Origin of the sequence: Levilactobacillus zymae DSM 19395 (genome assembly GCF_001434115.1) — a bacterium.
GTDB lineage: Bacteria > Bacillota > Bacilli > Lactobacillales > Lactobacillaceae > Levilactobacillus > Levilactobacillus zymae.
This window is the reverse complement of sequence record NZ_AZDW01000033.1, coordinates 41861-66374: the sequence shown is the minus strand read 5'-3', so window position 1 is coordinate 66374 and position 24514 is coordinate 41861. Positions and strand designations below refer to the sequence as shown.

Annotated in this window: 21 protein-coding genes and 1 pseudogene; 8 read left to right on the top strand and 14 right to left on the bottom strand. The window is 53.7% G+C overall.

Annotated elements, in window-relative coordinates; translation table 11 throughout:
- Nucleotides 1–57: 57 nt before the first annotated feature.
- The 3 genes from FD38_RS07840 (at nucleotide 58) to asnA (ending at nucleotide 3529) form a co-directional block, all read left to right on the top strand.
- The gene (locus FD38_RS07840; RefSeq protein ID WP_057733003.1) at nucleotides 58–1230 is read left to right on the top strand and encodes an iron-containing alcohol dehydrogenase; all 1173 of its coding nucleotides are present in this window, start codon (nucleotides 58–60) and stop codon (nucleotides 1228–1230) included.
- Between the two features lie 86 nt (nucleotides 1231–1316).
- Entirely contained in the window at nucleotides 1317–1976 is a 660-nt protein-coding gene (locus tag FD38_RS07835; protein ID WP_057733001.1) for an HAD family hydrolase, read from the top strand.
- A 545-nt stretch (nucleotides 1977–2521) separates the two neighbouring features.
- The gene (gene asnA / locus FD38_RS07830) at nucleotides 2522–3529 is read left to right on the top strand and encodes an aspartate--ammonia ligase (RefSeq protein ID WP_057732999.1); all 1008 of its coding nucleotides are present in this window, start codon (nucleotides 2522–2524) and stop codon (nucleotides 3527–3529) included.
- Between the two features lie 72 nt (nucleotides 3530–3601).
- Here asnA and FD38_RS07825 read toward each other — a convergent pair whose 3' ends face one another.
- From FD38_RS07825 to FD38_RS07790, 8 genes and pseudogenes are all read right to left on the bottom strand, one after another.
- Complete coding sequence (locus FD38_RS07825) at nucleotides 3602–3844, bottom strand: hypothetical protein (RefSeq protein ID WP_057732997.1); 243 nt, start codon at nucleotides 3842–3844, stop codon at nucleotides 3602–3604.
- A 146-nt stretch (nucleotides 3845–3990) separates the two neighbouring features.
- Nucleotides 3991–4554 (bottom strand): annotated as a pseudogene (locus FD38_RS07820) (MFS transporter); the annotation flags it as partial.
- 128 nt (nucleotides 4555–4682) lie between these two features.
- Nucleotides 4683–5846: an RNA-guided endonuclease TnpB family protein gene (locus FD38_RS07815; RefSeq protein WP_057732995.1), complete on the bottom strand. Its 1164-nt coding sequence runs from the start codon at nucleotides 5844–5846 to the stop codon at nucleotides 4683–4685.
- 368 nt (nucleotides 5847–6214) lie between these two features.
- Nucleotides 6215–7036: a Cof-type HAD-IIB family hydrolase gene (locus FD38_RS07810; RefSeq protein ID WP_057732994.1), complete on the bottom strand. Its 822-nt coding sequence runs from the start codon at nucleotides 7034–7036 to the stop codon at nucleotides 6215–6217.
- Between the two features lie 123 nt (nucleotides 7037–7159).
- Nucleotides 7160–8356, bottom strand: a complete 1197-nt coding sequence (locus FD38_RS07805) for an MFS transporter (protein ID WP_057732992.1) — start codon at nucleotides 8354–8356, stop codon at nucleotides 7160–7162.
- Between the two features lie 232 nt (nucleotides 8357–8588).
- Nucleotides 8589–9137 carry a restriction endonuclease subunit S domain-containing protein gene (locus FD38_RS07800; RefSeq protein WP_057732990.1) on the bottom strand — a complete coding sequence of 183 codons (549 nt, stop codon included), beginning with the start codon at nucleotides 9135–9137 and terminating at the stop codon, nucleotides 8589–8591.
- A 132-nt stretch (nucleotides 9138–9269) separates the two neighbouring features.
- Nucleotides 9270–9536 carry a hypothetical protein gene (locus FD38_RS07795; protein ID WP_057732988.1) on the bottom strand — a complete coding sequence of 89 codons (267 nt, stop codon included), beginning with the start codon at nucleotides 9534–9536 and terminating at the stop codon, nucleotides 9270–9272.
- A 239-nt stretch (nucleotides 9537–9775) separates the two neighbouring features.
- The gene (locus FD38_RS07790; RefSeq protein WP_225430794.1) at nucleotides 9776–10993 is read right to left on the bottom strand and encodes a condensation domain-containing protein; all 1218 of its coding nucleotides are present in this window, start codon (nucleotides 10991–10993) and stop codon (nucleotides 9776–9778) included.
- Nucleotides 10994–11199: 206 nt separating this feature from the next.
- Here FD38_RS07790 and FD38_RS07785 point away from each other — a divergent pair, with 206 nt between their 5' ends.
- The 3 genes from FD38_RS07785 (at nucleotide 11200) to brnQ (ending at nucleotide 13877) form a co-directional block, all read left to right on the top strand.
- Entirely contained in the window at nucleotides 11200–11682 is a 483-nt protein-coding gene (locus FD38_RS07785; RefSeq protein ID WP_225430795.1) for an acyl-CoA thioesterase, read from the top strand.
- 107 nt (nucleotides 11683–11789) lie between these two features.
- Complete coding sequence (locus tag FD38_RS07780; protein WP_057732982.1) at nucleotides 11790–12437, top strand: NAD(P)-dependent oxidoreductase; 648 nt, start codon at nucleotides 11790–11792, stop codon at nucleotides 12435–12437.
- 99 nt (nucleotides 12438–12536) lie between these two features.
- On the top strand, nucleotides 12537–13877 hold the full coding sequence (gene brnQ, locus FD38_RS07775; RefSeq protein WP_057732980.1) for a branched-chain amino acid transport system II carrier protein: 1341 nt from the start codon (nucleotides 12537–12539) through the stop codon (nucleotides 13875–13877).
- 672 nt (nucleotides 13878–14549) lie between these two features.
- Here brnQ and mnmG read toward each other — a convergent pair.
- From mnmG to rpmH, 6 genes are all read right to left on the bottom strand, one after another.
- Complete coding sequence (gene mnmG, locus FD38_RS07770) at nucleotides 14550–16460, bottom strand: tRNA uridine-5-carboxymethylaminomethyl(34) synthesis enzyme MnmG (RefSeq protein WP_057732978.1); 1911 nt, start codon at nucleotides 16458–16460, stop codon at nucleotides 14550–14552.
- 153 nt (nucleotides 16461–16613) lie between these two features.
- Entirely contained in the window at nucleotides 16614–18005 is a 1392-nt protein-coding gene (gene mnmE, locus FD38_RS07765) for a tRNA uridine-5-carboxymethylaminomethyl(34) synthesis GTPase MnmE (RefSeq protein WP_057732976.1), read from the bottom strand.
- A 184-nt stretch (nucleotides 18006–18189) separates the two neighbouring features.
- Nucleotides 18190–18972, bottom strand: coding sequence for an RNA-binding cell elongation regulator Jag/EloR (gene jag / locus FD38_RS07760; RefSeq protein ID WP_057732974.1), 783 nt, complete (start codon nucleotides 18970–18972; stop codon nucleotides 18190–18192).
- Between the two features lie 219 nt (nucleotides 18973–19191).
- A complete protein-coding gene (locus tag FD38_RS07755; protein ID WP_186811335.1) occupies nucleotides 19192–20025 on the bottom strand; it encodes a YidC/Oxa1 family membrane protein insertase in 834 nt (277 codons plus the stop codon).
- 2 nt (nucleotides 20026–20027) lie between these two features.
- Complete coding sequence (gene rnpA / locus FD38_RS07750) at nucleotides 20028–20384, bottom strand: ribonuclease P protein component (protein ID WP_057732970.1); 357 nt, start codon at nucleotides 20382–20384, stop codon at nucleotides 20028–20030.
- Between the two features lie 138 nt (nucleotides 20385–20522).
- Nucleotides 20523–20657 (bottom strand): 50S ribosomal protein L34, encoded by a 135-nt coding sequence (rpmH, locus tag FD38_RS12605; RefSeq protein WP_083484058.1) that lies wholly within the window; start codon nucleotides 20655–20657, stop codon nucleotides 20523–20525.
- 540 nt (nucleotides 20658–21197) lie between these two features.
- On the opposite strand from rpmH, the gene dnaA reads away from it, so the two are divergent.
- Together dnaA and dnaN are read left to right on the top strand one after the other, a co-directional pair.
- Nucleotides 21198–22556, top strand: coding sequence for a chromosomal replication initiator protein DnaA (gene dnaA / locus FD38_RS07745; protein WP_057732968.1), 1359 nt, complete (start codon nucleotides 21198–21200; stop codon nucleotides 22554–22556).
- A gap of 287 nt (nucleotides 22557–22843) precedes the next feature.
- Nucleotides 22844–23983 carry a DNA polymerase III subunit beta gene (gene dnaN, locus FD38_RS07740; RefSeq protein ID WP_057732966.1) on the top strand — a complete coding sequence of 380 codons (1140 nt, stop codon included), beginning with the start codon at nucleotides 22844–22846 and terminating at the stop codon, nucleotides 23981–23983.
- Nucleotides 23984–24514 lie beyond the last annotated feature (531 nt).

Sequence of the window (24514 nt, the reverse complement as noted above, 5' to 3'; positions counted from 1 at the left end):
TTTTTGAAAAACATGAAAACTGACGACTTTTTTGGAAGGTATGAATAATTCAGGATAATGGCTGAACGTAGTTATGATTTTCTGATGCCCAGTGTCAACTTTTTTGGCCCTGGTGTAATTACTAAAATTGGTGAACGTGCAAAAATGTTGGGGATGAAGAAGCCCGTGATCGTCACGGACAAATTCCTCGAAGGGTTAAAGGGTGGCGCCGTTCAACAGACCTTAGCGTCATTGAAGGCCGCCGGGGTTGATTACGTGGTTTACAACAACGTTGAACCCAACCCGAAGATTCGCAACATCAAAGAAGTTAAGAAGCTCTACCAAGACTCCGGTGCCGACTCCATCATCACGGTTGGTGGTGGGTCCGCCCACGATACTGGTAAGGGTGCCGGCATTATCTTGACCAACGGTGATGACATCACCAAGTTGGCCGGCATCGAAACGCTCGACAAGGCCTTACCACCATTGATCGCCGTAAACACGACTGCCGGGACCGGTTCCGAACTGACCCGTCACGCTGTCATCACCAACGAAGAAACCCACTTAAAGTTCGTGGTCGTTTCATGGCGGAACATTCCGTTGGTCTCCTTCAACGACCCATCGTTGATGCTGGACGTGCCAAAGGGCTTAACGGCCGCGACCGGGATGGACGCTTTCGTGCAATCTATCGAACCTTACGTGTCCGTGGACCACAACCCAATCACCGACTCCCAATGTGTGGAAGCCATCAAGTTGATTGAAACGTCCTTACGTGAAGCCGTTGCGAACGGCCACAACCTGGAAGCCCGGACCAAGATGGTCGAAGCCGAAATGTTAGCCGGAATGGCCTTCAACAACGCCAACTTGGGTTACGTCCACGCCATGGCGCACCAATTAGGTGGTCAATACGACGCGCCTCACGGTGTCTGCTGTGCGCTGTTACTCCCATACGTGGAAGAATACAACATCATCGCCTGCCCAGAACGGTTCGCTGAATTAGCCAAGATCATGGGTGAAAATACCGACGGCTTATCCACGCGTGACGCTGCCGAATTAGCCATCAAGGCCATGAAGCAGATGAGCCAAGACGTTGGTATTCCAAAGTCCATCAAGGAAATCGGTGCTAAGCCAGAAGACTTCGAACTGATGGCTGAAAACGCCTTGAAGGACGGCAACGCCTTCTCCAACCCTCGTAAGGGAACCAAGGAAGACATCATCAAGATCTTCCAAGCTGCTTACGACGCTGAATAATTTTAAAGATTGATTGATATTCCATGAAACTGTCGGGCAACCGGCAGTTTTTTGTTTATACTGATGGTGATTAAGGAGCTGATCAAATGTCTCAAAAATACCTCACCTTTGACTGTTACGGTACCCTGTTAAACGAAGAAGCCACTTACGCCGCCATCGAAACGGCCGCCACTAAGATTGGCGTGGCCCCTAAGCTGGCTCGCCAGCGTTTCATCGCCTACCAGGACGACCGCAACAACATGCACCCCTACCTGGATTACGCGCTTCTGACCCGCAACAACCTAATTCACCTGGATTATCAATTCGGCCTGGAACATCAATTTGAACGCTACTACGTCGACGTTCTGATTGCTCACCGTAGCCTGATGCCGTTTCCCGAGGTGATTGCAACGCTCAAGACCCTCCAACAGCGCGGTTACCACCTGATCATGATGTCCAATTCGTCGTGGGACATCATTGCCGCTAACGCCGCGGCGTTGACCGTGCCGTTTGACGTCTGGACCGCCGAGGACGTCCACGCCTATAAGCCGGACCTGCACTTCTTTCGAACCATCGCGCAGGAATACGGCCTGACCGCCACGAATCATTGGCACATCGCCCAGGGCTACGCCAGTGACATCGTGCCCGCCGACCAACTAGGCTGGCCGTCCATCTGGGTCAACCGCGACCAGGCGACCCCCACCACCGCCGTTCGCCCCACCCAGATGGTGACCACCCTCGATCAGGTCTTGCCCCTGCTGCCCTAAATTGACCTGGTTTTCCCTAGACCAATCCGCCGTGGTATAGACCAATTCCACTAGATTTTAAGTAAATTTTTTTCTAGACCCGAAGATTAACGGCGAATCCCCGTCAAATCTAGGTTATTTGCGGGTTCCGGGGCCCCCATAAATCATTAAAAATTAGCCATAACTCTAATTAATTTCAAATTTCCCGTTTACTTTTTATTTTTTAGTGCTATTGTTATTGGCAACAAGATAAAAGCGAAAAGAAAGCAGAGTAAGCCTCTTCATCCTGACAGTGAATTGGGACTAGTGAAAACCCAACCCAGACCTTGAGCTAGCTGAATAACCCTTTCTTAGGTTTCTGGCTGAAATCCCGAGCGGAGAGTAGGTTTAGACGTTGACCGGTACGTTACCAGCGGTGGAGCATGGTTGTGCTCTTATTTGAGGTGGCCTATTTGAGATAGGCAATCTGGGTGGTACCGCGAAAAGTCTTTCGTCCCTGTATTAGGGACGGGAGACTTTTTTATTTTGTGATAAAGTCGATTTTAAAATTTAAGGAGTGTGCGCTTATGGACTTAATTATTCCCAAGGACTACGATCCAAAATTAGACGTGATTGAAACGCAAAAGGCAATTCGCTACATCCGCGAAACCTTCCAAGATGAATTTGGGAAGGAACTGAATTTAACGCGGTTATCCGCCCCCATGTTTGTCGAAAAGGGCACCGGGTTGAACGATAACTTGAACGGGGTCGAAAAGCCGGTTTCCTTCACCATGCAGGACATGCCGGGCAAGACCATCGAAATCGTCCACTCCTTAGCCAAGTGGAAGCGGCTGGCCTTGAAGCGGTACGGCTTTAAGATGCACACCGGCCTGTACACCAACATGAACGCCATTCGGAAGGACGAAAACCTGGACAACATCCACTCGATTTACGTCGACCAATGGGACTGGGAAAAGATCATCGCCAAGGAAGAACGGACCACGGCGACCCTCGAAGCCACGGTGCGGACCATCTTCAAGGTCATCAAGCACATGGAACACGAGGTCTGGTACAAGTTCCCCGAAGCCGTTCACCACTTACCCGACGATATTCACTTCGTCACGACCCAGGAACTCGAAGACGAATTTCCGACCTTAACGCCGAAGGAACGCGAAGACGCCATCACCAAGCGTTACGGCGCCGTCTTCCTCATGCAGATCGGTGGCAAGCTCAAGAGTGGTAAACGTCACGACGGCCGGGCCCCCGACTACGATGACTGGCAATTAAACGGCGACATCCTCTTCTGGTACGAACCCTTACAACACGCCCTTGAAATCTCCAGCATGGGGATCCGGGTCAGCGAAGAATCGATGCGCGCCCAATTGAAGGACGCCGACGCCGAAGACCGGGCTTCTCTACCGTTCCACAAGATGTTGTTGAACGGCGAACTCCCCTACACCATCGGGGGCGGGATCGGCCAATCGCGGCTGTGCATGCTCCTATTGGGTAAGGCCCACGTCGGCGAAGTCCAAGCCAGTGTTTGGCCCCAAGACATGATCGACACCTGCTACGCCCACAAGATTCAAATTCTCTAAACAATACGTCATGTAATCATTTAAAAGAACGCCCAACTCGATTCGGAGTTGGGCGTTCTTTGGGTCTAGACATTAGGGATTGAGCTGTTGGGCGCGATGCGTTTGGACCCGAACCACGTGCTGGTAAGCGGGGCGCACGGCCGTGGGTTCGGTCTCCGTAACGCTGGCCGTGACCGCCGCCGTATAGGCCGCTTCCGTCGCCGCTAGTGGCGATTTAGTGGTGATCCGGGCACTAGCCGTGGCAGACGTGGTGACGCCGCCTAATCCCAGTAAAATCAGGGTCACGAGGCCCAGTTGTCGTGTCAATTTTGTCATGGTGCGAGCTTCCTCTCTTTTTGCCAATAAGGGTCAACTTTAGCAGAAAATCACGTGGCCGCCATTGGCGATTTCAGCCAAAAAAAGAAACGATCGTTGGCCACTGTGTCGGTGGCGCGGCAATCGTTTCCGTCATTGTTCCTAGTTTAGTTATCGTGCCGCAGATCCATTTCAATCTGTTCCAGCGACTTGCCCCGGGTTTCGGGAACCAAGAAGTGCACGAAAAACAGCGATAAGACCGCGAACACGGCGAAGATGGCAAACGGGCCACCAACGTTGTTGTGAAAGGCATCCAGCAGGACCAAGAAGAACTGGGAAACCAAGAAGTTTCCGATCCAGTTGGCCGCCGAGCCGATGGACGAGCCGATTCCCCGCACGCTCAACGGGAAGATTTCCCCGATCAGGACCCAAGCAATCGGCCCCCAAGAAATGGCGAATCCGAAGATGTAAATCCCAATCAGAATCATGGTCGGGATGGCCGTTGCGTGAATGCTCATGGTAAAGTTCATCACGGCCAGAATGCCTAACGACACGGCCATGACCACGGAACCAAAGGTCAGCAGCTTCTTGCGGTCGAATTTATCCATGATGGCCGTTGCCAGGATGGTGACCACGAAGTTCACGATCCCAATCCCCACGGAGATCCAGATGGCACTGCTTTCAGCGAACCCGAAGCCTTTAATGAAGACTTGCGGCAAGAAATGAACTACTCGGCCGTGAACGACTGAGATTCTGGGAACATTGAGGAGTGTTTAGGCTGTTATGTCGGTATTCCGAGTACCTAACTCACAGAACTCAACTCTCTTACCAAGGCTAGTCCCTAGCCCCATGGTTCTTATTAGACCGTTTTTAGTCCTCTATGTAGGATATTAATAGCCGCATTGATATCACGATCATGATGCGTCCCACAGTGGGGACAAGTCCATTCGCGAATCTCAAGCGGTTTCTGACCACTTTGAAACCCACAGCTAGCACATTGTTGACTGGTATAGTTAGGACTCACCACAATGAGTTGTTTTCCATACCACTGGCACTTGTAAGCTAGCATGGTTCGAAACTGGTACCAACTGGCATTGGCAATTGACTTGGCCAGGTGATGATTGTGCATCAGATTCTTGACTTTTAAATCTTCAATCACGATCACGTCGTAGGCTTTGACTAACTGGGTCGTCAGTTTGCTCAAGTAGTCTTTACGCCGATTAGCGAGTTTGCGCTGGTAGCGCGCCTTGATTTGTCTAGCTCGCTGCCAGTTTTTATAGTCATTGAGTTCCAACTTAATCAGGTGAACTTTATCATGGTTCCACTGAATCACGTTGACCTTGGCTTGATGTTTACGACGGTCAAACTTTCGTTGCCACGTAATTCCTTGCTTTTCTTCCCAGAATGCTTGGAATTTGGGATATTTCTGGCCGTCAGAAGTAATCGCCAGGTCAGCTACGCCCAAGTCAATGCCCACTTGAACACCGGTTTTAGGAAGTGGTTTAGGCTCCGGAAATTCAACTTGTAAACTCAAATAGTAACGTCCCGTAGCGTCATGGCTAACTGTATAGCGTTTAACGAGGCCGTTGATCAGCTGACCCGTTTTACTAGTCTTAATACTACCGAGTTTTGGTAATTTGACTCGACGCTTAGCCAACACTAACTGTGTGCTAGCAGGAAAGCGGCCAGTGTACGCCTGTTTAGCTGACCGACGTGATTTAAAGCGTGGTTGACCACCACGATGTTTGAACAGCATCGAAAAAGCTTGCGCTAATTGATGATTCACGACCTGTAGACTAGTTGAATCACTTAGTTTGAGAAAGGGATATTCATTTTTGAGCGTTTTGAGCAGATTATCCATACCATATTCATTGATGAAGCGACTACTCGGGTTATTTTTATACCGAGCCTTGGCCATCGCTAACATTTGATTCCAGACAAAGCGATTATTGCCAAACAATTGCCATAACTGGCCTTCTTGAGCTCGAGTCGGGTACAGACGAAGCTTGATGCCTTTCAGCATCGAATCATCACCTTTCGTGGCGCCTATCTCAGGGTTGTTCAAGTAACTGTTCCGATATTAGTATACGTCCGCTTTACTAGTAATACGGTTTACAAATATACGAAAAAGTTAAAGCAATTCATCACGTCCTTAAAAGAACGTGTCTTCTCGTCCAAATATCAATAAAGATAAATGTCGTACTTAAACGATGTTTCATGGTTAACCCACTCCCTTGTTCACGTTTTATATTTTTAATATAGTGTTTTTTTACCGTTCTCGTAAAAGCTTTCAATAAATTAATTTTATTTGCCAATTTAAAAACCCGGTTCTTCATGCTTCCATGAAAAATCGGGTTTGCGAAAACTGGTCTACTAGACCAATTTCTGAAATTAGACTAAAGTGGCCAAGACGTCCAGGACCCCTTCGGCGTTGTTGGTCCCGGTATGGTGGGTCACCTGCGCTTTCACGGCCGGGGTGGCGTTGGCCATCGCGTAACCGTACGGGGTCAGCCGCAACATACTCAGGTCATTTTCATTATCGCCAAAGGTCATGACCTCGTCGTCGGCAATCTGGTACTTGTCCTGCAACTGGCGCAACCCGGCGGCCTTGTTGACCGAGCTTTCGCTGATCAATTCGGTATTAAAGCCGGACGTCTGGCTGGCTAATTCGGCCGGCAACGCTTGCCGCAGCGTGGTCATCACCCGCAGGAAATCCACGGACGGCTGGAAGGTCACGCCGATACTGGTGATCTGGTCGTCCAGGCGTTGGGCCGTCACGGTCGGGAGGTCGGCTACCAACTTAAGGTGGTCGTAATAGCGGTGCGTTAGGTCGTAAGCGGCCTGCGAGATCCGGTCATCGACGTAGGCCGACTTGACCCCCACCACGATGTGTTCGGCGATGTCCGTGGCGGAAAATTGGTGGTTGATCACGTTTAGCGTGGCCGCCACCGCCGCAGCTGGCATGGCCGTGACAATCAGCGGCCGCCCGTTACTGTGGACCACCGCACCGTTTTGGGAAACGAAGTCCATCTGGTGTTGAAATTCTTGGAATTGCGTTTGGAGCCGCTGGTACTGCGACCCGCTGGCAGCCACCACCCGAATCCCCTTGGCCCGTAACCGGGTCAGCAGGTCCGCAAACCGCGCGTGGTTGTAAGTGTTTTGGTCGTTAAGAAACGTGCCGTCCATGTCAAACGCCACTAATTTAATCGTCATGCCGTTGCCTCCTTGTGAAATCATCAATTTAGCATACCACAAACCGGCTACCGGTTTCACGGGGGTGCCCAGAAAAAAACGGGGCTGGCGCTTGGGCCCTGCCCCGTTACTTCCTATATTAGTTTAAGCGTCCGTTTCGGTCGTCAACTGGGCTGGTTCGCCAATGACCAGGTGCCCGATCACGGCCAGGATCAAGAAGACCGCGGCCACGCCACACACGCCCAGCCAACCGGCCTGACTCCAGGCCCAAGTCGCACTCAGCGTTCCGACGGACCCGCCCAGAAAGTAGCTGAACATGAAGACGGAATTGTTGCGACTGCTAGCCTGCCGGTTCAACGACTGAACAATGGCCTGGTTGGAGACCTGACTAAACTGCGTCCCCAGGTCCAGTAAGACGATGCCCACGATCAAGCCAATCATCCAGGCGCCAAGCCCCCAGAAAATCACGAAGGCGATGCCCGAAAACAACATGCTCAACCCGATGGTCAGCCGCGGCGAGCGTTGATCGACCAGGGTCCCAATCATGGGGGCCGCTAAGACGCCCGCAATGCCTAATAGGCCCAATAGGCCGGCCACGTTACTGCCCAGATGGTACTGGGCCGCCAGGTAGAAGGCCAGCGTCGACCACAGGACGTTCGACATCCCGAACAAGCAAAAGCCGTTGATGGCCGACCCGCGTAAGGCCCGTTGGCGCAAGAAGAGCCGGGGCAACGTGCGAATCACCGGCCAGTAACGCAGGTTTTGATGGCCTCGCGCATCGTGGGGCAACCGGTAATGGACGATCAGGAGAAAGATCAGGTCGATGCCCGCCGCAATCAGGTAGATGTCCTGCCACGGCAACCAACTCCCGAGTAACCCGCTAAACGACCGCGACAGTAAGATCCCCGTCAGTAGGCCGCTCAACACGATGCCCAAGACCTTCCCCCGCTGCAACGTGGGCGCGAGGTAGCCGGCGTAGGGAATGATGATTTGCGGTGCGACCGAGGTGATTCCCACCAACGTGGTGGCTACCGCGAAGACTCCGGCGTTGGGCGCCCAGTAGGCCAACAGTAACGACCCGATCGACAGTACCATCATGACCTGGATCAGATGATACCGGTCAAAGATGTCACCCAAGGGAACGATCAATAACAATCCGAAGGCGTAGCCCAGCTGGGTGACCATCGCCAGGGCACCGACCACCGCTTTACTTAACTGAAAGTCCGTGGCAATCAAGTTTTCAATCGGTTGAATGAAGTTCAGATTGGCCACAATGACCCCCGTCACCACCGCCATCAGTAAAATGGTCCGGCGCGACAGGGTTGTTTCTCTCTTCTGCATGCAAAAAACCTCCTTCATAAAGTTTAGGCTTTTACGGCAAAAAAGAAAACCAACGAAAAGAGTGGGGCAGAAGGCGGTTAGCTGGTGAGCATTAACGTCGTAAGACGGACAATCCTGAACTTGGATTGTTTGGCTTACGGGGTTAAGCGGAGCCAGCTGCCTTTTTCCGCACGTTTCAACACCAGATATTCGGAGATAAAAAGAGCCTGAAACTTTGGCCCCAGATTCGATCCTAAAGAGGCGTTACTTGACCAGCAAGGCCTTGTAAGACCTGCGTTTGTAACGTCGTTAAGTGCGCCCGTAACGCCCGCTGGCGCTCGACGTTAAAGTACAGGCGCCCCCACAGGCGTTGTTCGGTGAGGGGCAAGATGGGAATATCGAGGTGTTGTAGCCGACTCAAAGATAACTTGGCGGTGGGATCGCCGCCCTGCAGGCGTTCCAACTGCTGCCGAACGACCGTGGCCTGGTTCAAGCAGTAGCACAGGTACTGCGGCGTGACCTGGGTCGTCGTCAGGTGCCATCCCACGAAGTTCTGGGTCAACACCTTCCCCACCGTGCGGGGACTCACCGGCGCGAGTCGATTGCGCATCAAGCTAAACACCAAGTCATCCGATTGCACCGCGTGACAGGTGCCCGGTTGGTCGGCAGTCGGCCACACCGCGGTGGGCGCCGCCAGGTCGGCTAACAGGTCCTGATAGGTATACCGTTGCGCCGCGGCCCCGTTCGATAGCCGCCGTTGATTCGCGCCCATCCGCATGGTGACCAATTGTCCTAGCTGCATCTTAAAGCGTCTCCTCTCTAAATCACCCACAATGTAGCATGGCGCCATTTCTCTTGTCAAACCACGCCAAAAACCGAGCGGCCGCATCTCAGGCCCGCCCGGTTTGGTGACTTACGATCATTGATTTTTGACTTATACTTCAGGTTGATCCGGACCGGACTTCCGCCACGTCCGAATCGTCCGGACATTGTAGCCTAGCAAACTCGCGAGGTTCTTAGCATCCTGTTGGGGATGGGTCTGCACGTACAGCTTCGCCTGCGTCTTATCATTCATGTGCAGTGGGAAATTAACGGTGCTGCCGCGAAAAATTTGGAAAAGATCTTCCAGCACTTTGGGCCCTTCCGCCCGATAAATTTCACGATACACCCCACTTAATAACTTTTCATCTATCTCCATCATTCATTGGGCCTCCTCGACTATGGCTTAATTTAATTCACCCCTTCATCATAAGGAATCTCCACGGTAAGTTTAAGGGGCATTTTCGGGTCAGTATTCGTGGAGAAACGACTTTTTCGCCGTAATTCCTTGATATTACTAAATTAATATCAAGAGTTAAACTAGGTCCCCCTGATTATTTAATTGACGTAATTTTTTAATATGACAGAAAAAAGCGACCCGTCACCGGATCGCTTGGTCAGCTAATGGACCCACTGGGTTAACTGGGTCGCCACGTTTTTTAAGATTTTAATCCCTAATTGGTAGTCCGGTTCCGAACCCAACATCCGAAAAGCCAGGGTCCAGGCATCGCGGTACCCGCTGGCCGTGAGTTGGAAATAGGGCATGGTCTGATAGGCGCCGGCAAAGTAGACCTGCGAGACCCGACTCCCGGCAAACTGTAACCGGGCTTGATCGATGCGCCCGAAATTCGCAAACGAAATCGCCGCCGTGGGCCGATACTTACCGGCTAACCGCCGCACAATCTGCGGGGGCAGCGCCCGACTCATCCGGTTGATTTCGACCAACGGCGTGAGGTAGGCCAGGCGCTCGTGTAAGTCGGAGAGCGTTGCTTGCACCTGCTGGACCACATCTTCGAGGGTCGCCAAGTCGTTGACCGTAATGGGAATGGGCATCTCGCTGGTCAGGTTGGCGACCTGGACCACGTTAGTCGCCGCCACGGGACCGTGAAGGCGTAAGTCGACCTGGGCGGGAATGACCAAGTGCCGATCGCCGGTCAACGTGGCCAATGCTAACGCGTAAGCCGCCAGGAGGACCGCATTGAGGGTCACCCCACTTTGGCGGGCCTTTTGCTGGAGCCGGCGAGTCTCTAACCGCGAGATCACGGTCTCCCCGTGGTGGTGATGCACGTCCCCGCTCAACGTCGGAAAGGGTTCGCCCGATTGCATCAAGTCGTTTAACGTGGGTAACGGCCGGTGGGGATGGCGCAGATAGCTCACGATGCGCCGCCCGCTACGTTCGTTCACGAAACGCGTCAGGTCATCCCCCGCGTAAGCCGCCGACAATAAGTAGAGATAGTGTTTGAATCCTTCACCATCGGTCAACAGGCGGCTCATGGCCAACCGGACCCGGTCGTACCCGGCATGGTGAATAACCTGAACCTTGAGTTGGGGGCCCGCCAAAACGTCGAGCCGAACCCGTTCCGGATCGTGGCTGGCCGGGTATTCTTCGATCACGGGTTGCTGTTCAAGGGCTTCGTCCACTTCAAAACGGTTCCAGGTCACATTGTAGCGCCCCTGAATCTGAGGGACAACGGCTTGGGTCGCCCGCACGGCAGCTTGTAGCCGGTCAACGTCAATCGGTCGCGTCAAACTCAGCGTGCATTCCAGCAACGGCCGAATTTGGGTCAAATTTAACGTTGGCATCAAGTCCAACGGTTCACCATGATAATTCACCCTCATCACCCCTTCAGTTCTAATTGCCCCCAGTATAGCAAAGCCACCGGCAAAGCTCCCCCTAAACACTTGAGTTATTGTGAAAAATTAATAATCCTGTAACTTATCGGTATTCATCGGGCCGCTCTGGTAGAATGGAGATAGCGATTTCACAAACTTATGAGGTGATTATTTTGTCAACGTCTCAACCAATAACCTGCAACCAAACCCTAATGGTCACAACTCACCGGGTCTTCGAACCCGACTTAAACGAACATCAAACCGTCTTCGGCGGGAAGATCCTGTCGTTAGTCGACGACAGTGCCTCGGTCGCCGCCGTGCGGCTGACCCACGCGACCGTGGTCACGGCCGCCTTCGACCACGTCAACTTTTTAGCGCCCTTCCGCCTCGACGATTCCCTGTGTCTCGAAGCCTACGTGACCGGGACCGGTAAACGCTCCTTAGAGGTCTTCGTCAAGGTGATTGGGGAAAACCTGACTACCGGTAAACGTTTCTTAGGGTTTACCTGCTTCATCACCTACGTCCTGGATAACCCGGACGCCCCGGCATTACCTAGCATCCAACCGGAGACCGACGAACAATGCTACCTGTGTGCCGGTTACCAGCAACGCTATCAGGAACGTCGCACTCACCGGGACGCCGAGAGAGAATTGACGCAACACCTGACGTTGACCGCGCCCTGGTTGACGGACTAACGATGTTTCACATGAAACATTCGGGGCGACTCCCCGCCTAAATTCTTGGTTTTCGTTGGGAAAGTCATTATACTAATCCCATCGTTAATTTAAGGAGGAATTCGTTCATGAAGATTCTAATTATCGGCGCGACGGGAATGGCCGGTTCCGCCCTGGTCACCGAGGCCTTAGACCGCGGCCACCAGGTCACCGCTTTAGCCCGGTCGACCGAAAAGTTGGCCCAATTGCCGGCTAACGACCTGCTGACCACCCAGGTGCAAGACGCCTTTGCCCTGACGACGGCCGACCTCACCGCCTACGATGCAGTGATCGATGCCTTTGCCACGGCCCCGGCGCAGGCCTACCGCCACGTCGACCTGGCCACGCACCTGGTGGCCCAGTTACGCGCGACCACCCAGCCACGTCTCGCCTTCATCCTGGGCGCCGGCAGTCTGACGACCGGTGCGGACCAGCACCTGTTCGTCCGTGATATCGAACAAGATCCGCAAGCAGCCGCCTTCGTGAGCGTACCGCAGAATCAATTGACCGAACTGACCTTCTTACGGACCGTGACCAACGTCAACTGGGTCGGCGTCTCGCCGGCCGCGAACTTCCATCCCGGTCCCGCCGTCCCCGCCATTCAGGGTACCGACGAGCTGCTGACCAACGCTCAAGGCGAATCGGGCACCTCTGCGGGTACCATGGCCGTCGCCATTCTCGACGAACTGACCACCCCGCAACACCACCAGACCCGGTTCACCGTGGCCGACCGTTAAACTGAAACTTCACGCTAGTCCGTTTTGGGACTAGCGTTTTTCTTTCAGTTTGCTAAGATAGTAGGGGTTTTACACTTTAAATAGAAAGTTGCGATTATCTTGAAAACTCGTCTTACCTGGCGGGAAACCGGGTTTATCGGCACCATGCTCTTCGGATTGTTCTTCGGTGCCGGCAACCTGATCTTCCCCATTTATCTGGGGCAACAAGCCGGTAGCCACGTTTGGGCAGCCATCTTGGGTCTTTTACTGACCGGGATTGGGTTGCCCTTACTGGGCGTCACCGGAATGGGGTTAACCCGTAGTGCCGGGGTCTTTGACCTGGCCAGTAAGGTCAACCGGCCGTTCGCTTACGCCTTTACCATCCTGCTGTACTTGACCCTGGGGCCCTTCTTCGCCGTCCCACGGCTGGCCACCACGTCCTTTCAAATCGGCATCGTCCCGTTCGTTTCTTCGGGCGCGCAAACGCTGACGTTAGCCGTCTTCTCGGTGGTCTTCTTCTTCGTGGCCTGGTTACTCGCCCGGCACCCCGGGAAACTCATGACCTATATCGGTAAGTGGTTGACCCCCCTATTTCTGGGACTGCTCGCCATCATCATGGGCGCCGCGTTGCTTCATCCCCTGGGGCCCATCAGTGGCGCGGGCCACGGCGCCTACGCCACTAGCCCCGTTTTGAGCGGGTTTACCGAGGGGTATAACACCATGGATGCGTTGGCCGCACTGGCCTTCGGCATCGTGGTCATCGACAGCATTCGCGCCCTCGGAGTGACGGACCCCCGGCAGATTGCCCAAGACACCATCAAGGCCGGCACCATCAGTATGGTCCTGATGGGCGTCATCTACACCCTGCTGGCACTGATTGGGACCATGAGTCTGGGGCATTTCGCTCCGGCCGCTAACGGCGGGGTCACGTTGGCCCAAATCGCCCACTACTACTTCGGGACCTGGGGTAACGGTCTGCTCGCCCTACTGGTGATCATCGCCTGTCTCAAAACGGCGATCGGCCTGATTTCGGCGTTCGGCGACACCATGCACGACCTGTTTCCCCGGATTCCCTACAACGTTTTGACCGGCTTCGCGGCTCTCTTGCCCTGCCTTTTCGCTAACGTGGGGTTGACCCGCTTGATTGCCTACTCGACACCGGTCCTGATGTTCCTTTACCCGTTAGCGATCGCGTTGATCGTCCTGGCGGTCCTGTCCCCCCTGTTGGGAACGTCCCGCTGGCTCTTCGGGTTCACGATTCTGTTCACCCTGTTGCCAGCCATCGGGTCCGCGGCGGGGGCCCTCCCCGCTAGTTGGCAAGCGACCGGGTGGTGCCAAGCCATTTTAGCGGCCAACGCCCACCTGCCCTTTGCGGCCAACGGCTTTAGCTGGGCCGTGCCCGCCTTGGTGGGCGCTGTCCTGGGTTGGGGCTTAGGCCACCTGCGCGGTAAAACTGCTTAACTAGCCCTCGCAAACTGAACCACAAAAAGCGGCACCCCCTCACCGGGTGCCGCTTTTCTTTTGGGATGAGTGGGTGACCACCACCACTCATGATGGTCACCCGGATGGATGGGAAGCTAACCGTTAGACGGGTTGGACACACACGGTCCACCCCCAGTTAACACAATGGACTGCTACCAATGAGTCGCGGTTCTCTCCCCTCATGCTAGGTGAGAACCGAAATAATCAGGTAATTCTCCTCCTCAGTTCATTTCCCGCAGTGGCATAACTCCAGTGAAGGTCGCCGGAATCTCGTCCGCGCCCCATGGCGGTACACGATCACAAAAACGAATGGCCATCAACTGCCATGCCAAACCAATCGTGATTATCCCCGTCAATCACAATGCTCAGCGCTGTCCCGTCATCGTGGAGCTTCGGCAGCGACCTTCGCCGTTACTGAATCATTCACTGTGGTTATTAGCATATCAACGCTGTGTTTCGTTTTTGCAAAGACCTTGTAAATTTTTTGTATATTTCAACTCTGTGCCGGGTTAGCTGGTGGTGGCAACCCGACTTTTATTATTAATAACTGATTATTAATAATAAAAAGAGCAGCTATTCCATTTTGGGATAACTGCTCTTTTTTAAAAGTTTAGTTGTAGGGAACCGTACTAGTTCACAGTCCCCACTTACTTACTTGGTTTTCGCGATTTTTCCCTGTTCGATATAGACACTCAGGATGGCGATATCGGCGGGGTTGACCCCACTGATCCGGCTGGCCTGGGCCAACGTCTCGGGTTGAATCTTCTTCAACTTCTGGTGAGCTTCCGTGGCTAAGCCGTCGATGGCATCGTAATCGATGTTGGCCGGAATGGCCTTGGCTTCCATCCGCTTCAACTTGACCACGTTTTCCTCGGCCTTCTTGATGTAACCGGCGTACTTCAGGGAAATCTCGATTTCCTCAATGATGTGCCGGTCTAATGGCTGTTCCGGTGCCGGGATGAAGTCCAATAACGTCTGGTAGTCCACGTACGGCCGGCGTAAGAAGACGGCGGCCGTGACCCCGTCTTGTAACGGCTTGTCGCCGTGGCTGGCGATAAAAGCGTTCACGGCGTCGTTAGGCTTGATGCGAATCGTGTTCAAGCGGTCGATTTCGGCCTGAATAGCGGCCTTCTTGTCCAGAAAGGCTTGGTAGCGGTCGTCACTGATCAACCCTAGTTCGTGCCCCTTGGCGGTCAACCGCAGATCGGCGTTATCGTGCCGTAAGATCAACCGGTATTCGGCCCGGCTGGTCAACAGGCGATACGGCTCCTTGGTACCCTTGGTAACCAAGTCGTCGACCATGACCCCAATGTAGGCATCCGAACGCTTCAACGTGAAGCCTGGCTTGCCTAAGGCCCGTAACCCGGCGTTGATGCCGGCTAACAGCCCCTGACCAGCCGCTTCTTCGTACCCGGAGGTCCCGTTGGTCTGACCGGCCGTGAACAGGTTCTTTAAGATTTTGGTTTCCAAGGTTGGCCGTAATTGGTACGGTGCCACGACGTCGTATTCGATGGCGTAGCCCGGACGCATCATTTGGGCGTCCTCGAGGCCTTGGATGGAGTGCAGAATCTTCTGTTGGACTTCTTCGGGCATCGAGGTCGACAGCCCCTGAACGTACCATTCGTCGGTGTTGCGGCCTTCTGGCTCCAAGAAGAGTTGGTGCCGCGGCTTGTCGGCGAACCGAACGATCTTATCTTCGATGGACGGGCAGTACCGCGGCCCGACCCCTTCGATCACCCCGGTAAACATCGGCGCGCGGTCGAGGTTGGCCTTGATGATCTCGTGGGTCTTGGTGTTGGTGTAGGTCAACCAGCAGGACAGTTGGTTCTTCAGGTCTAAGTAGGCGCTGTCCGGCGTGGTGAAACTGAAGTGGTTGGGCTTTTCGTCTCCCGGTTGTTCCTCGGTCTCGTCGTAATGGATAGTGTTACCGTCCACCCGTGGCGGCGTCCCGGTCTTGAACCGTTCCAGCTCGAAACCGTACTTGGGCAGGTTGGCCGTCAGCTTGTTGGCGGGTTGGGAATTGTTCGGACCGGACGAATACATCAGTTCCCCGATGATGATCTTCCCGCGAGCGGCGGTCCCGGCGGCAATCACCACGGCCTTGGCCCGGTAACGCGCCCCGGTGTTGGTGATGACCCCTTTACATTCGCCGTCTTCAACGATCAAATCGTCAACGATTCCCTGGCGTAGCGTCAGGTTGGGTTCCTTTTCGATGGTGTGCTTCATTTCGGCGTGGTAGGCGTGCTTATCGGCTTGCGCCCGTAAGGCCCGCACCGCCGGCCCCTTCCCGGTGTTGAGCATCCGCATCTGGACGTAGGTCTTATCGATGTTTTTACCCATTTCACCGCCCAGTGCGTCGATTTCGCGGACCACGATGCCCTTGGCTGGCCCCCCAACCGACGGGTTACATGGCATAAACGACACCATATCGAGGTTGATCGTCATTAACAAGGTCTGGTTGCCCATTCGCGCAGCGGCTAACGCGGCTTCGCTACCGGCGTGCCCGGCCCCTACGACGATGACGTCATAGTCGTCGCCGGGATATTGCTTTACTTCCGTCATGGTAATTGTTTCCCTCCATGCTTGAGCCGGCGGTTGCCGGACTCAGGCGCCTTTTTTATCGTTTTTAAAATGCATTCAATTCAAGCTATCCACAAGGGGATAATTGCGCCAATCTAGCTGGCACTAGTCAAAAGTTGTCCACAGGTGGATAACCTATTTGCCCAAACAGAACTGACTGAACAGTTGATCGAGCAGCTCGTCTTGGTAACTGTCCCCGGTGATTTCACCCAGGAGGTCCCACGCGCGCGTCATGTCGATCTGCACCAGGTCCACCGGCATCCCCACGGCGATCCCGTGCTTGACGTCGTCTAACGCCGCGCTGGCCTGATGCAACAAGCCGATGTGGCGGGCGTTCGTGACCATCACGGTGTTTTGGCTGGACTCGATGCCCTCGTCGAAGAACAGGTGGGCGATGGTGCTTTCCAGCTGGTCCATCCCCGTACGTTTCAAAATCGAGGTTTCGATCAACGGGCTGTCCCCCGCCGCGGCCTTGACCGCTGCTAAGTCGAGCTTCTGCGGCAGGTCGGTCTTGTTCAAAATCAAAATGCGCTGCGTGTCCGCCGTAGCGGTCAATAGCTCGCGGTCTTCGGCGGTCAACGGTTCACTAGCGTTTAAGACCAACATCACCAAATCGGCGGTGTTGATGGCCTTACGCGACCGTTCGACTCCGATTTTTTCAACCTTATCGTCGGTCTTGCGAATCCCGGCGGTGTCGATCAATTTCAACGGCACACCCTTGACGTTCACGTATTCTTCGATCACGTCTCTGGTGGTCCCGGCCACGTCGGTCACGATGGCCTTGTCTTCGTGCAAGAGGTGGTTGAGCAGACTGCTCTTCCCCACGTTGGGCCGCCCCACGATGGCGGTCGCCAACCCGTCGCGCAGGACCTTGCCCTGTTTGGCCGTGGCCAACAGGGTCTTGATCTGGGCCTGCACTTCGGTGGCCTTTTCCAACAACATCTTAGTGGTCATGGTCTCAACGTCGTCGTATTCAGGGTAGTCGATGTTGACCTCGACCTGGGCCAATGCATCCAAGATGTCTTGGCGCAGGTGTCGAATCAGGTGCGACAGATCGCCGTCCAGCTGGTCTAAAGCGACCTTCATGGACTTGTCGGTCTTGGCCCGAATCAGGTCCATCACGGCTTCGGCTTGCGATAAATCAATCCGGCCGTTCAGAAAGGCGCGCTTGGTGTATTCACCGGGTTCGGCCAACCGGGCACCGTAACTGAGGCACAACTGTAAGATCCGGTTGGTGGCGACGATGCCCCCGTGACAATTGATTTCAATAATATCTTCTTTGGTATAGGTCTTGGGTGCCCGCATTACCGACACCATGACTTCGTCGACTTCCTCACCGGTTTCCGGGTCGTAGATGTGCCCGTAGTTAATGGTGTGACTGGCGACTTGGCGCAAGTCCTTACCCTTAAACAACTTCTCGATCACCTCAAAAACGGCTTCACCGCTTAACCGGATGATCGCGATCCCGCCCTCACCAGGTGGGGTCGAAATCGCGGCGATCGTATCAAATTCCGTGGTCGTTGCCATGCTGATCCTCCCTTTACTTGTTCAAGTTACGACCCTGGCGTGTCATTTAACGCCATAAAAAAAAGCACCCACTCCACGCCACCTAACAGACGTGGATAAAGTACTTTCACTACTTTATCGTAAACTTGATAAGAATGATTGTCTTCACTATAAGGTGCTTTACGCGATTTGTCAATCCCGACGCCTAAGCCGGTTCAATTACCACGGCTCTGTGCGGTTCCTTCCCCGCCGAATACGTGGTCACGTGGCGGTTCTTCGCCAGGGCCGCGTGAATCTGCTTACGTTCAAACGACGGCATCGGGTCTAGATAGATCGGCTTGCCGGACGCCACGACCTCGCGCGCCGTGTTTTCGGCCAACCGAGCCAGCGTCGTGCGGCGCCGTTCGCGATAGTCGGCCACGTCGAGTTCGACGATGACGTGCGCCGCGCCGTGATGGTTCAAGAAGAGTTGCGCCAAACTCTGTAGGGCGTTGATGGTCCGCCCGTGCTTTCCGATCAGCAAGCCTTCCTTGTCGGTGGCGAGTTCCAAACGGACCTGCCGGCGAGCCGGTTGTTGGACGTCCACGGTGGCCTGGATGCCGAGTTGCGCGACAATGGTGCTGACGTAATCGGCCACCGCGGTAATGGCGGCCTGCCGTTGCGCACTGTTTTGCGCGGACTGAGCCGGTTGGGCTGAGTGCGCCGCTGGCGTGGCGGTCGCCGTCTCCCGTGGTGCAGCACTAGCGGTACTCGTGACCGCCGCTGCCGCACTGGTTGGGGGCTGAGGGGCGGCGCTAGTCGGTTGGGCGTCCGCCGCAGCCGGGGCCTTAAGTTGGACGTCGACCTGGGCGTCACGCCGGCCGATTCCCAGCCACCCCTTCCGTGCGGCGGCCACGACCTGGACCGTCACCTGTTCGCGCGTGGCGTTGAGCGCGTTCAATCCCGCCGTGATGGCGGCTGCTTCCGTTTTCCCCGTAAAGATCGTCATGGTGTTTCCTCCGTTCTACGTTTCAGTCATTTGTTAGTATACCATTCTCCCCCAATAACGGCAGATAAAAACGGCACCCCAACGCAAACTGCGTTATCCCCCGGTGGATAACTTTTGAGAAAAATCGGGTGGCGAGTTATCCCCAACCCCTCCTTAAGCCTAAAAAAACCGCTCAAGCTTTAACAGCCCAGCGGTTTAAAATGCATTTAATGTTGTGTCTTATTTACGACGACTTTGCTTAGCCTTACGAATGGCGCGGCGAACGGCCCGTTCGTGGTCGGCTTCGGCTTTTTCTTTTTTGTCACGTTCGGCTTGGATCTTCCACGGGTTTTGAATCAAGAGGGTTTGCCCCACTTGGAACACGTAGGAAATCGTCCAGTACAGTGACAGGGACGACGGCACGTTTAAGGCGGTGAAGAAGACCACCACCGGCATCCCGAAGACCATCATGGTGTTCATCGAGCTGGTTTCTGGCGCCGACTTAGTCGTTAACCAGGAACTGGCCATCGTGGCTAATGCCGCGAGGACTGGCAGGATGAAGTACGGGTCCTTGTGGCCCAATTGTAACCACAAGAAGCTCCCCGACCGCAGAATCGCGGTCCGCCAGATGGCTTGGTACAGCGCCCAGATAATGGGCAATTGAACCAGGGCTGGTAAGCACCCCATCAACGGGTTAATTCCCGCTTCGGAGTACAGCTTTTGCTGTTCAGCTTGTAATTTTTGGACCGTTTCCCGGTCCTTAGATGAATATTTCTTTTGTAAGGCCTTGACCTTGGGTTGAATCTCCTGGGTCTTCCGCATGCTGCGCGTTTGGAAGATCATTAACGGCAAAAGGATAATCCGGATGATAATGGTAAAGAGGATAATCCCCATCCCGTAACTGTTGCCGAAGAAATGCGCCAACCAGATAATCGCCCGCGAGAAGTTTAAGACGATCAGGCCGTCCCAAATCCCCGTGCTTTGATTGGTGATTGGTTTATTACTACAAGCGGAGAGAATGAACACCAGGCTCACGATACCTAACATCAGTAGGGTACGTCTGTACTTTTTCACAGTTATTCCTCGCTATAGTTGGAATCTAGCAGTTGCGCCAACTTGAGTACGTGAATCATACTCTGCTTGGCATCCGCCATGGAAATCCCGTCTGCTCTAGGCCGGGCGATCACGAGAAAATCCACGTCTTGTTTCAAGAAGGGTTTTAACTCGAGAAGGCTCTGGCGAATTCGCCGTTTGACCCAGTTGCGGTGCACGGCATTCCCAATCTTCTTGCCGACGGACACGCCGACCCGAAAATGCTTTTGCCCTGGCTTGGCCATTGAATACACCACAAACTGCCGATTAGCGACCGAATTTCTGGTTTCAAAGACCTGCTGAAATTCCGCTTCTTTCTTAATGCGGTAAGATTTTCGCATGGAGCATCTCCAAAATTTTCACGATCTTAATGATCAGAATTGACGACCAGTCGGCTGACTGGCACAAACAGTCCGAGGGGCATTGGGGTCCCAGTACCGACTCAGATAAAATAAAAAGACCACTGAACCCTCAGCGGCCTATGCAGACAATACTTTACGTCCCTTTTGACGGCGACGTGCTAAGACGTGACGGCCGTTACTAGTACTCATCCGTTTGCGGAAACCGTGTACACGTGAACGGTGACGCTTCTTTGGTTGGTAAGTGCGCTTCATCGTGACACCTCCTTTATATCAAGTTTTTGATTGGTTGCCCGACACAAGGTCGAACAGACTAAATGCATTTCTTGACCATATTAGCATAAAACGACCAGAATGAAAACCAGAAGTTACGATTTCCAGCAAAAAGTTCTCCCCCGATTAAAGTTGTTTCATACACATTTACTGTGGATAACCCGGGGAGGCTCAAAAAGTTATCCCGGACTTGCTCACCGGTTTATCCCCAGTTTCACAGCGTGTGAATTTCGCAATTTTTCAGTTTGTCGAAAATGTGGATAACTTGTGAAACACGCAGTAGAATAATGTTTCCCAGCTTTTTAGTGTTGTGGATAACTGGGAATAACTTTCTAAATCCACAGAAATCAGCATCCTGTGGATAACTGTTATGAACTTGGTGTGAAACAATTAGTCACAGGGTCCATTTACCTGTGGAAAACTTTTTTTCTTCATGCTACACTGAATATACGTTTTCCACCGGTCCCGTTTAGCGGATCGCTGGGACCGTCATCAAATTTGTATTTTAGGGGGATCCCATTAGTGCCAGATATGTCAACTTTATGGACTGATATCCAAGAGTCGTTCAAACAGAGCTACTCCAAGACGTCCTATGCGACTTGGATCGCGTCTGCCAAGCCGATTTCCCTGGTGGGGAATAAATTGACGTTGGAACTCCCGTCACCGCTGCACCGCGACTACTGGACCAATCAACACCTGGACCAGCAACTGGTCGAATACGCTTATCAAGCCACCCATGAAGACGTTCAACCCGTGTTAATCCTGGAAGGGGAACGGCAACAGCAGGCCACCTTAAAGGCCCACGCCGCCGACGCCCCCGCTGAAGCGACGCGTGAACCCACGCCCACTTTTATGAAGGAAACGACCTTGAACCCCCGCTACACGTTCGATACTTTCGTCATCGGCAAGGGCAACCAAATGGCCCACGCCGCCGCTTTGGTGGTCTCCGAAGAACCCGGTGTGATGTACAATCCACTGTTCTTCTACGGGGGCGTCGGGTTGGGCAAGACCCACTTGATGCACGCCATTGGCAACAAAATGCTGGAGGACCATCCCGCAACGAAAGTGAAGTACGTGACCAGCGAGGCCTTCACGAACGACTTTATTAACGCGATTCAGACCCGGACGCAGGAAAAGTTTCGACAGGAGTACCGTAACGTCGACCTACTACTCGTCGATGATATTCAGTTCTTCGCTAATAAGGAAGGAACGCAAGAAGAATTCTTCCATACATTTAACGCCTTATATGATGAAGGCAAACAGATCGTTTTGACCTCCGACCGCTTACCCAACGAGATTCCCAAGCTGCAGGACCGCTTAGTGTCCCGGTTCGCTTGGGGCCTCTCCGTGGATATCACCCCGCCGGACCTCGAAACGCGGATCGCCATCCTGCGCAACAAAGCGGATGCCGACCAGGTCGATATTCCCGACGACACGCTGAGTTACATTGCCGGGCAAATCGACTCCAACGTGCGCGAACTCGAGGGTGCCCTGGCCCGCGTGCAAGCCTATCACCGCTTGATGCGCCGGCCGATCACCACCGATTTGGCCGCCGAAGCGCTCAAGGGCTTGAACCTCGCACATAACGAGGCCACCCTGACGATTCCGACCATTCAGGACTGCGTGGCCCGCTACTTTGACGTGTCGCTCAAGGACCTGAAGGGGAAGAAACGCAAGAAGGCCATCGTGATTCCACGCCAGATTGCCATGTACTTATCCCGGGAACTGACCGACTCATCCTTGCCACGCATCGGGAACGAATTTGGCGGTAAGGACCACACCACCGTGATCCACGCCTACGATAAAATCGCGGCGTCGCTCAAAGATGATTCCGAGCTGCAAAAAGATATCGCCGATCTCAAGGAAGAATTACGCCACTAAGACCGTTCCGGCGTCGCCAGTTAGCTGGCGTTGCACAGACGTCCCCACGGTCTTTTTGGTTGCCGTTAGTGTATGATAGACTTATCCCCGGAAAGGGGTGTGTGGATAACCACCACAAAAGTCCACTGGTTATCCACAAGTTTTCCACAGGTGGATAAGCTTACGGGCTCTATGTTCCGCACGATTATCCACATTATCCACCGGTCTACTACGACTACTGTTTTTTCTTTTAATTAAGTTAAACCCTGGTCTCCAAGGAGACTATCAAAAAAGGAGTGTCATTCCGTATGCAATTTACGATTAACCGGGCAGCTTTCGTGAAGGAACTCAATAACGTGTCCCGGGCCATTTCATCTAAAACCACGATTCCCATTTTGACAGGCCTGAAGATCGTGGCCAGTGACGCCGGTTTACTACTGACCGGGTCCAACGCCGATATTTCGATTGAAACCTTGATTCGGGCCGATGATCCCGATAACGGGTTGACCATTGAGGACAACGGGGCCATCGTTTTGACCGCGCACTTCTTCAGTGAAATCGTGAAGCGGTTGCCCGAAAAGACCATGACGGTCACGGTCAAGGACGGGTTCCAGACCGAAATCACGTCCGGGTCCGCCGCCTTTAACATCAACGGCCAAGACGCCAACAACTATCCACACTTACCAGAAGTCGACGCGGAGGATTCCGTGGTCCTTTCGGGGGCCGTGTTCAAGGAATTGATCAGCCAAACCGTCATTGCGGTGTCGACCCAAGAAAGTCGCCCAATCTTGACCGGGGTTCATTTCGTCTTAAACGACAATCAATTCCTGGCAGTCGCGACCGATAGTCACCGGTTAAGCCAACGGCAGATCGAGTTGCCGACGCCAACGAACGCCAACTTCGACGTCATCATTCCCGGGAAGAGTTTGACCGAACTTTCCCGGATGATCGGTGACGAAGACGATGACGTGAAGATGCAGTTCTCCGAAAACCAAGTTCTGTTTTTGCTGGGGGACACCTCGTTTTACTCCCGGTTGCTGGAAGGCAACTACCCCGATACCTCGCGGTTGATTCCTAAGACGGCGTCGACCACGGTGGAAATCGAAGCACCCGAATTGTTGGCGGCCGTGGAACGGGCTTCACTGCTATCCCACGAATCGCGGAACAACGTGGTGAAGTTGACCTTAAAGCCGGACACCAAGGCGGTCACAATCTTCAGTAATTCCCCGGATGTCGGGAACGTTGAAGAAGAATTGACCCCTAAGGATATGGACGGGGCCGACCTGGAAATTTCCTTCAACCCAGATTACATGAAGGACGCCTTACGCTCCTTCGGGCAAACCGCGATTCGCGTGGCGTTCACGTCACCGTTGCGGCCGTTCACCTTAGTCCCAACCGAAGATACCAGCAATTTTATCCAGCTGATCACGCCAGTGCGGACGTTCTAAAGTTATCCACCATAAATGGGGATAACCGCGGTCTGGCGGGGATAAGTCCCGCCCCAATCCCCGGTCAGTTCTCGGAATTGGGGATAACCGCAACTGAAATTAAATCAAGTGAGTCACCCAGCGTGGTGGCTCACTTTTTTTGCCTTTAGGCCGTTAAATTTGGGCGTAAATGGGGGATAACTGGGGAAAATTAACGCCAAAAAACGAACACCACGGAGCGTTGCCTAATTTTTAGGCCACCTGACCGGAATTGGCGTTACCCCTTGGGCCACTTGGGCTGAGACGCCAAAGTTATCCCCGGAGTTACGCACAATTTGGGGATAAGTCCCGGTCAACTGGGGAAAGCTGGGGACCATTAAGGTGCAGTCTTGTGCCTAGCCCCAAGTTATCCACCTTTGGCGGGGATAACTCGGTCTTTCTGGGGAAATCCGCCCCGGTGCTTCGAGCCGATGATGGCGTGACTACTGACCAGTGGTTTCAGAAGCTTTCAATCGCTGATTCGGTTTTCAAATCAATTTTCATTTTGACCGG

What these genes read in the sequence shown, in the direction of transcription:
- FD38_RS07840 (WP_057733003.1), top strand. Translation starts at nt 58, where the DNA reads ATGGCTGAACGTAGTTATGATTTTCTGATGCCCAGTGTCAACTTTTTT.
- FD38_RS07835 (WP_057733001.1), top strand. Translation starts at nt 1,317, where the DNA reads ATGTCTCAAAAATACCTCACCTTTGACTGTTACGGTACCCTGTTAAAC.
- asnA (WP_057732999.1), top strand. Translation starts at nt 2,522, where the DNA reads ATGGACTTAATTATTCCCAAGGACTACGATCCAAAATTAGACGTGATT.
- FD38_RS07825 (WP_057732997.1), bottom strand. Translation starts at nt 3,844, where the DNA reads ATGACAAAATTGACACGACAACTGGGCCTCGTGACCCTGATTTTACTG.
- FD38_RS07815 (WP_057732995.1), bottom strand. Translation starts at nt 5,846, where the DNA reads ATGCTGAAAGGCATCAAGCTTCGTCTGTACCCGACTCGAGCTCAAGAA.
- FD38_RS07810 (WP_057732994.1), bottom strand. Translation starts at nt 7,036, where the DNA reads ATGACGATTAAATTAGTGGCGTTTGACATGGACGGCACGTTTCTTAAC.
- FD38_RS07805 (WP_057732992.1), bottom strand. Translation starts at nt 8,356, where the DNA reads ATGCAGAAGAGAGAAACAACCCTGTCGCGCCGGACCATTTTACTGATG.
- FD38_RS07800 (WP_057732990.1), bottom strand. Translation starts at nt 9,137, where the DNA reads ATGCAGCTAGGACAATTGGTCACCATGCGGATGGGCGCGAATCAACGG.
- FD38_RS07795 (WP_057732988.1), bottom strand. Translation starts at nt 9,536, where the DNA reads ATGATGGAGATAGATGAAAAGTTATTAAGTGGGGTGTATCGTGAAATT.
- FD38_RS07790 (WP_225430794.1), bottom strand. Translation starts at nt 10,993, where the DNA reads ATGAGGGTGAATTATCATGGTGAACCGTTGGACTTGATGCCAACGTTA.
- FD38_RS07785 (WP_225430795.1), top strand. Translation starts at nt 11,200, where the DNA reads ATGGTCACAACTCACCGGGTCTTCGAACCCGACTTAAACGAACATCAA.
- FD38_RS07780 (WP_057732982.1), top strand. Translation starts at nt 11,790, where the DNA reads ATGAAGATTCTAATTATCGGCGCGACGGGAATGGCCGGTTCCGCCCTG.
- mnmG (WP_057732978.1), bottom strand. Translation starts at nt 16,460, where the DNA reads ATGACGGAAGTAAAGCAATATCCCGGCGACGACTATGACGTCATCGTC.
- mnmE (WP_057732976.1), bottom strand. Translation starts at nt 18,005, where the DNA reads ATGGCAACGACCACGGAATTTGATACGATCGCCGCGATTTCGACCCCA.
- jag (WP_057732974.1), bottom strand. Translation starts at nt 18,972, where the DNA reads ATGACGATCTTTACGGGGAAAACGGAAGCAGCCGCCATCACGGCGGGA.
- rnpA (WP_057732970.1), bottom strand. Translation starts at nt 20,384, where the DNA reads ATGCGAAAATCTTACCGCATTAAGAAAGAAGCGGAATTTCAGCAGGTC.
- rpmH (WP_083484058.1), bottom strand. Translation starts at nt 20,657, where the DNA reads ATGAAGCGCACTTACCAACCAAAGAAGCGTCACCGTTCACGTGTACAC.
- dnaN (WP_057732966.1), top strand. Translation starts at nt 22,844, where the DNA reads ATGCAATTTACGATTAACCGGGCAGCTTTCGTGAAGGAACTCAATAAC.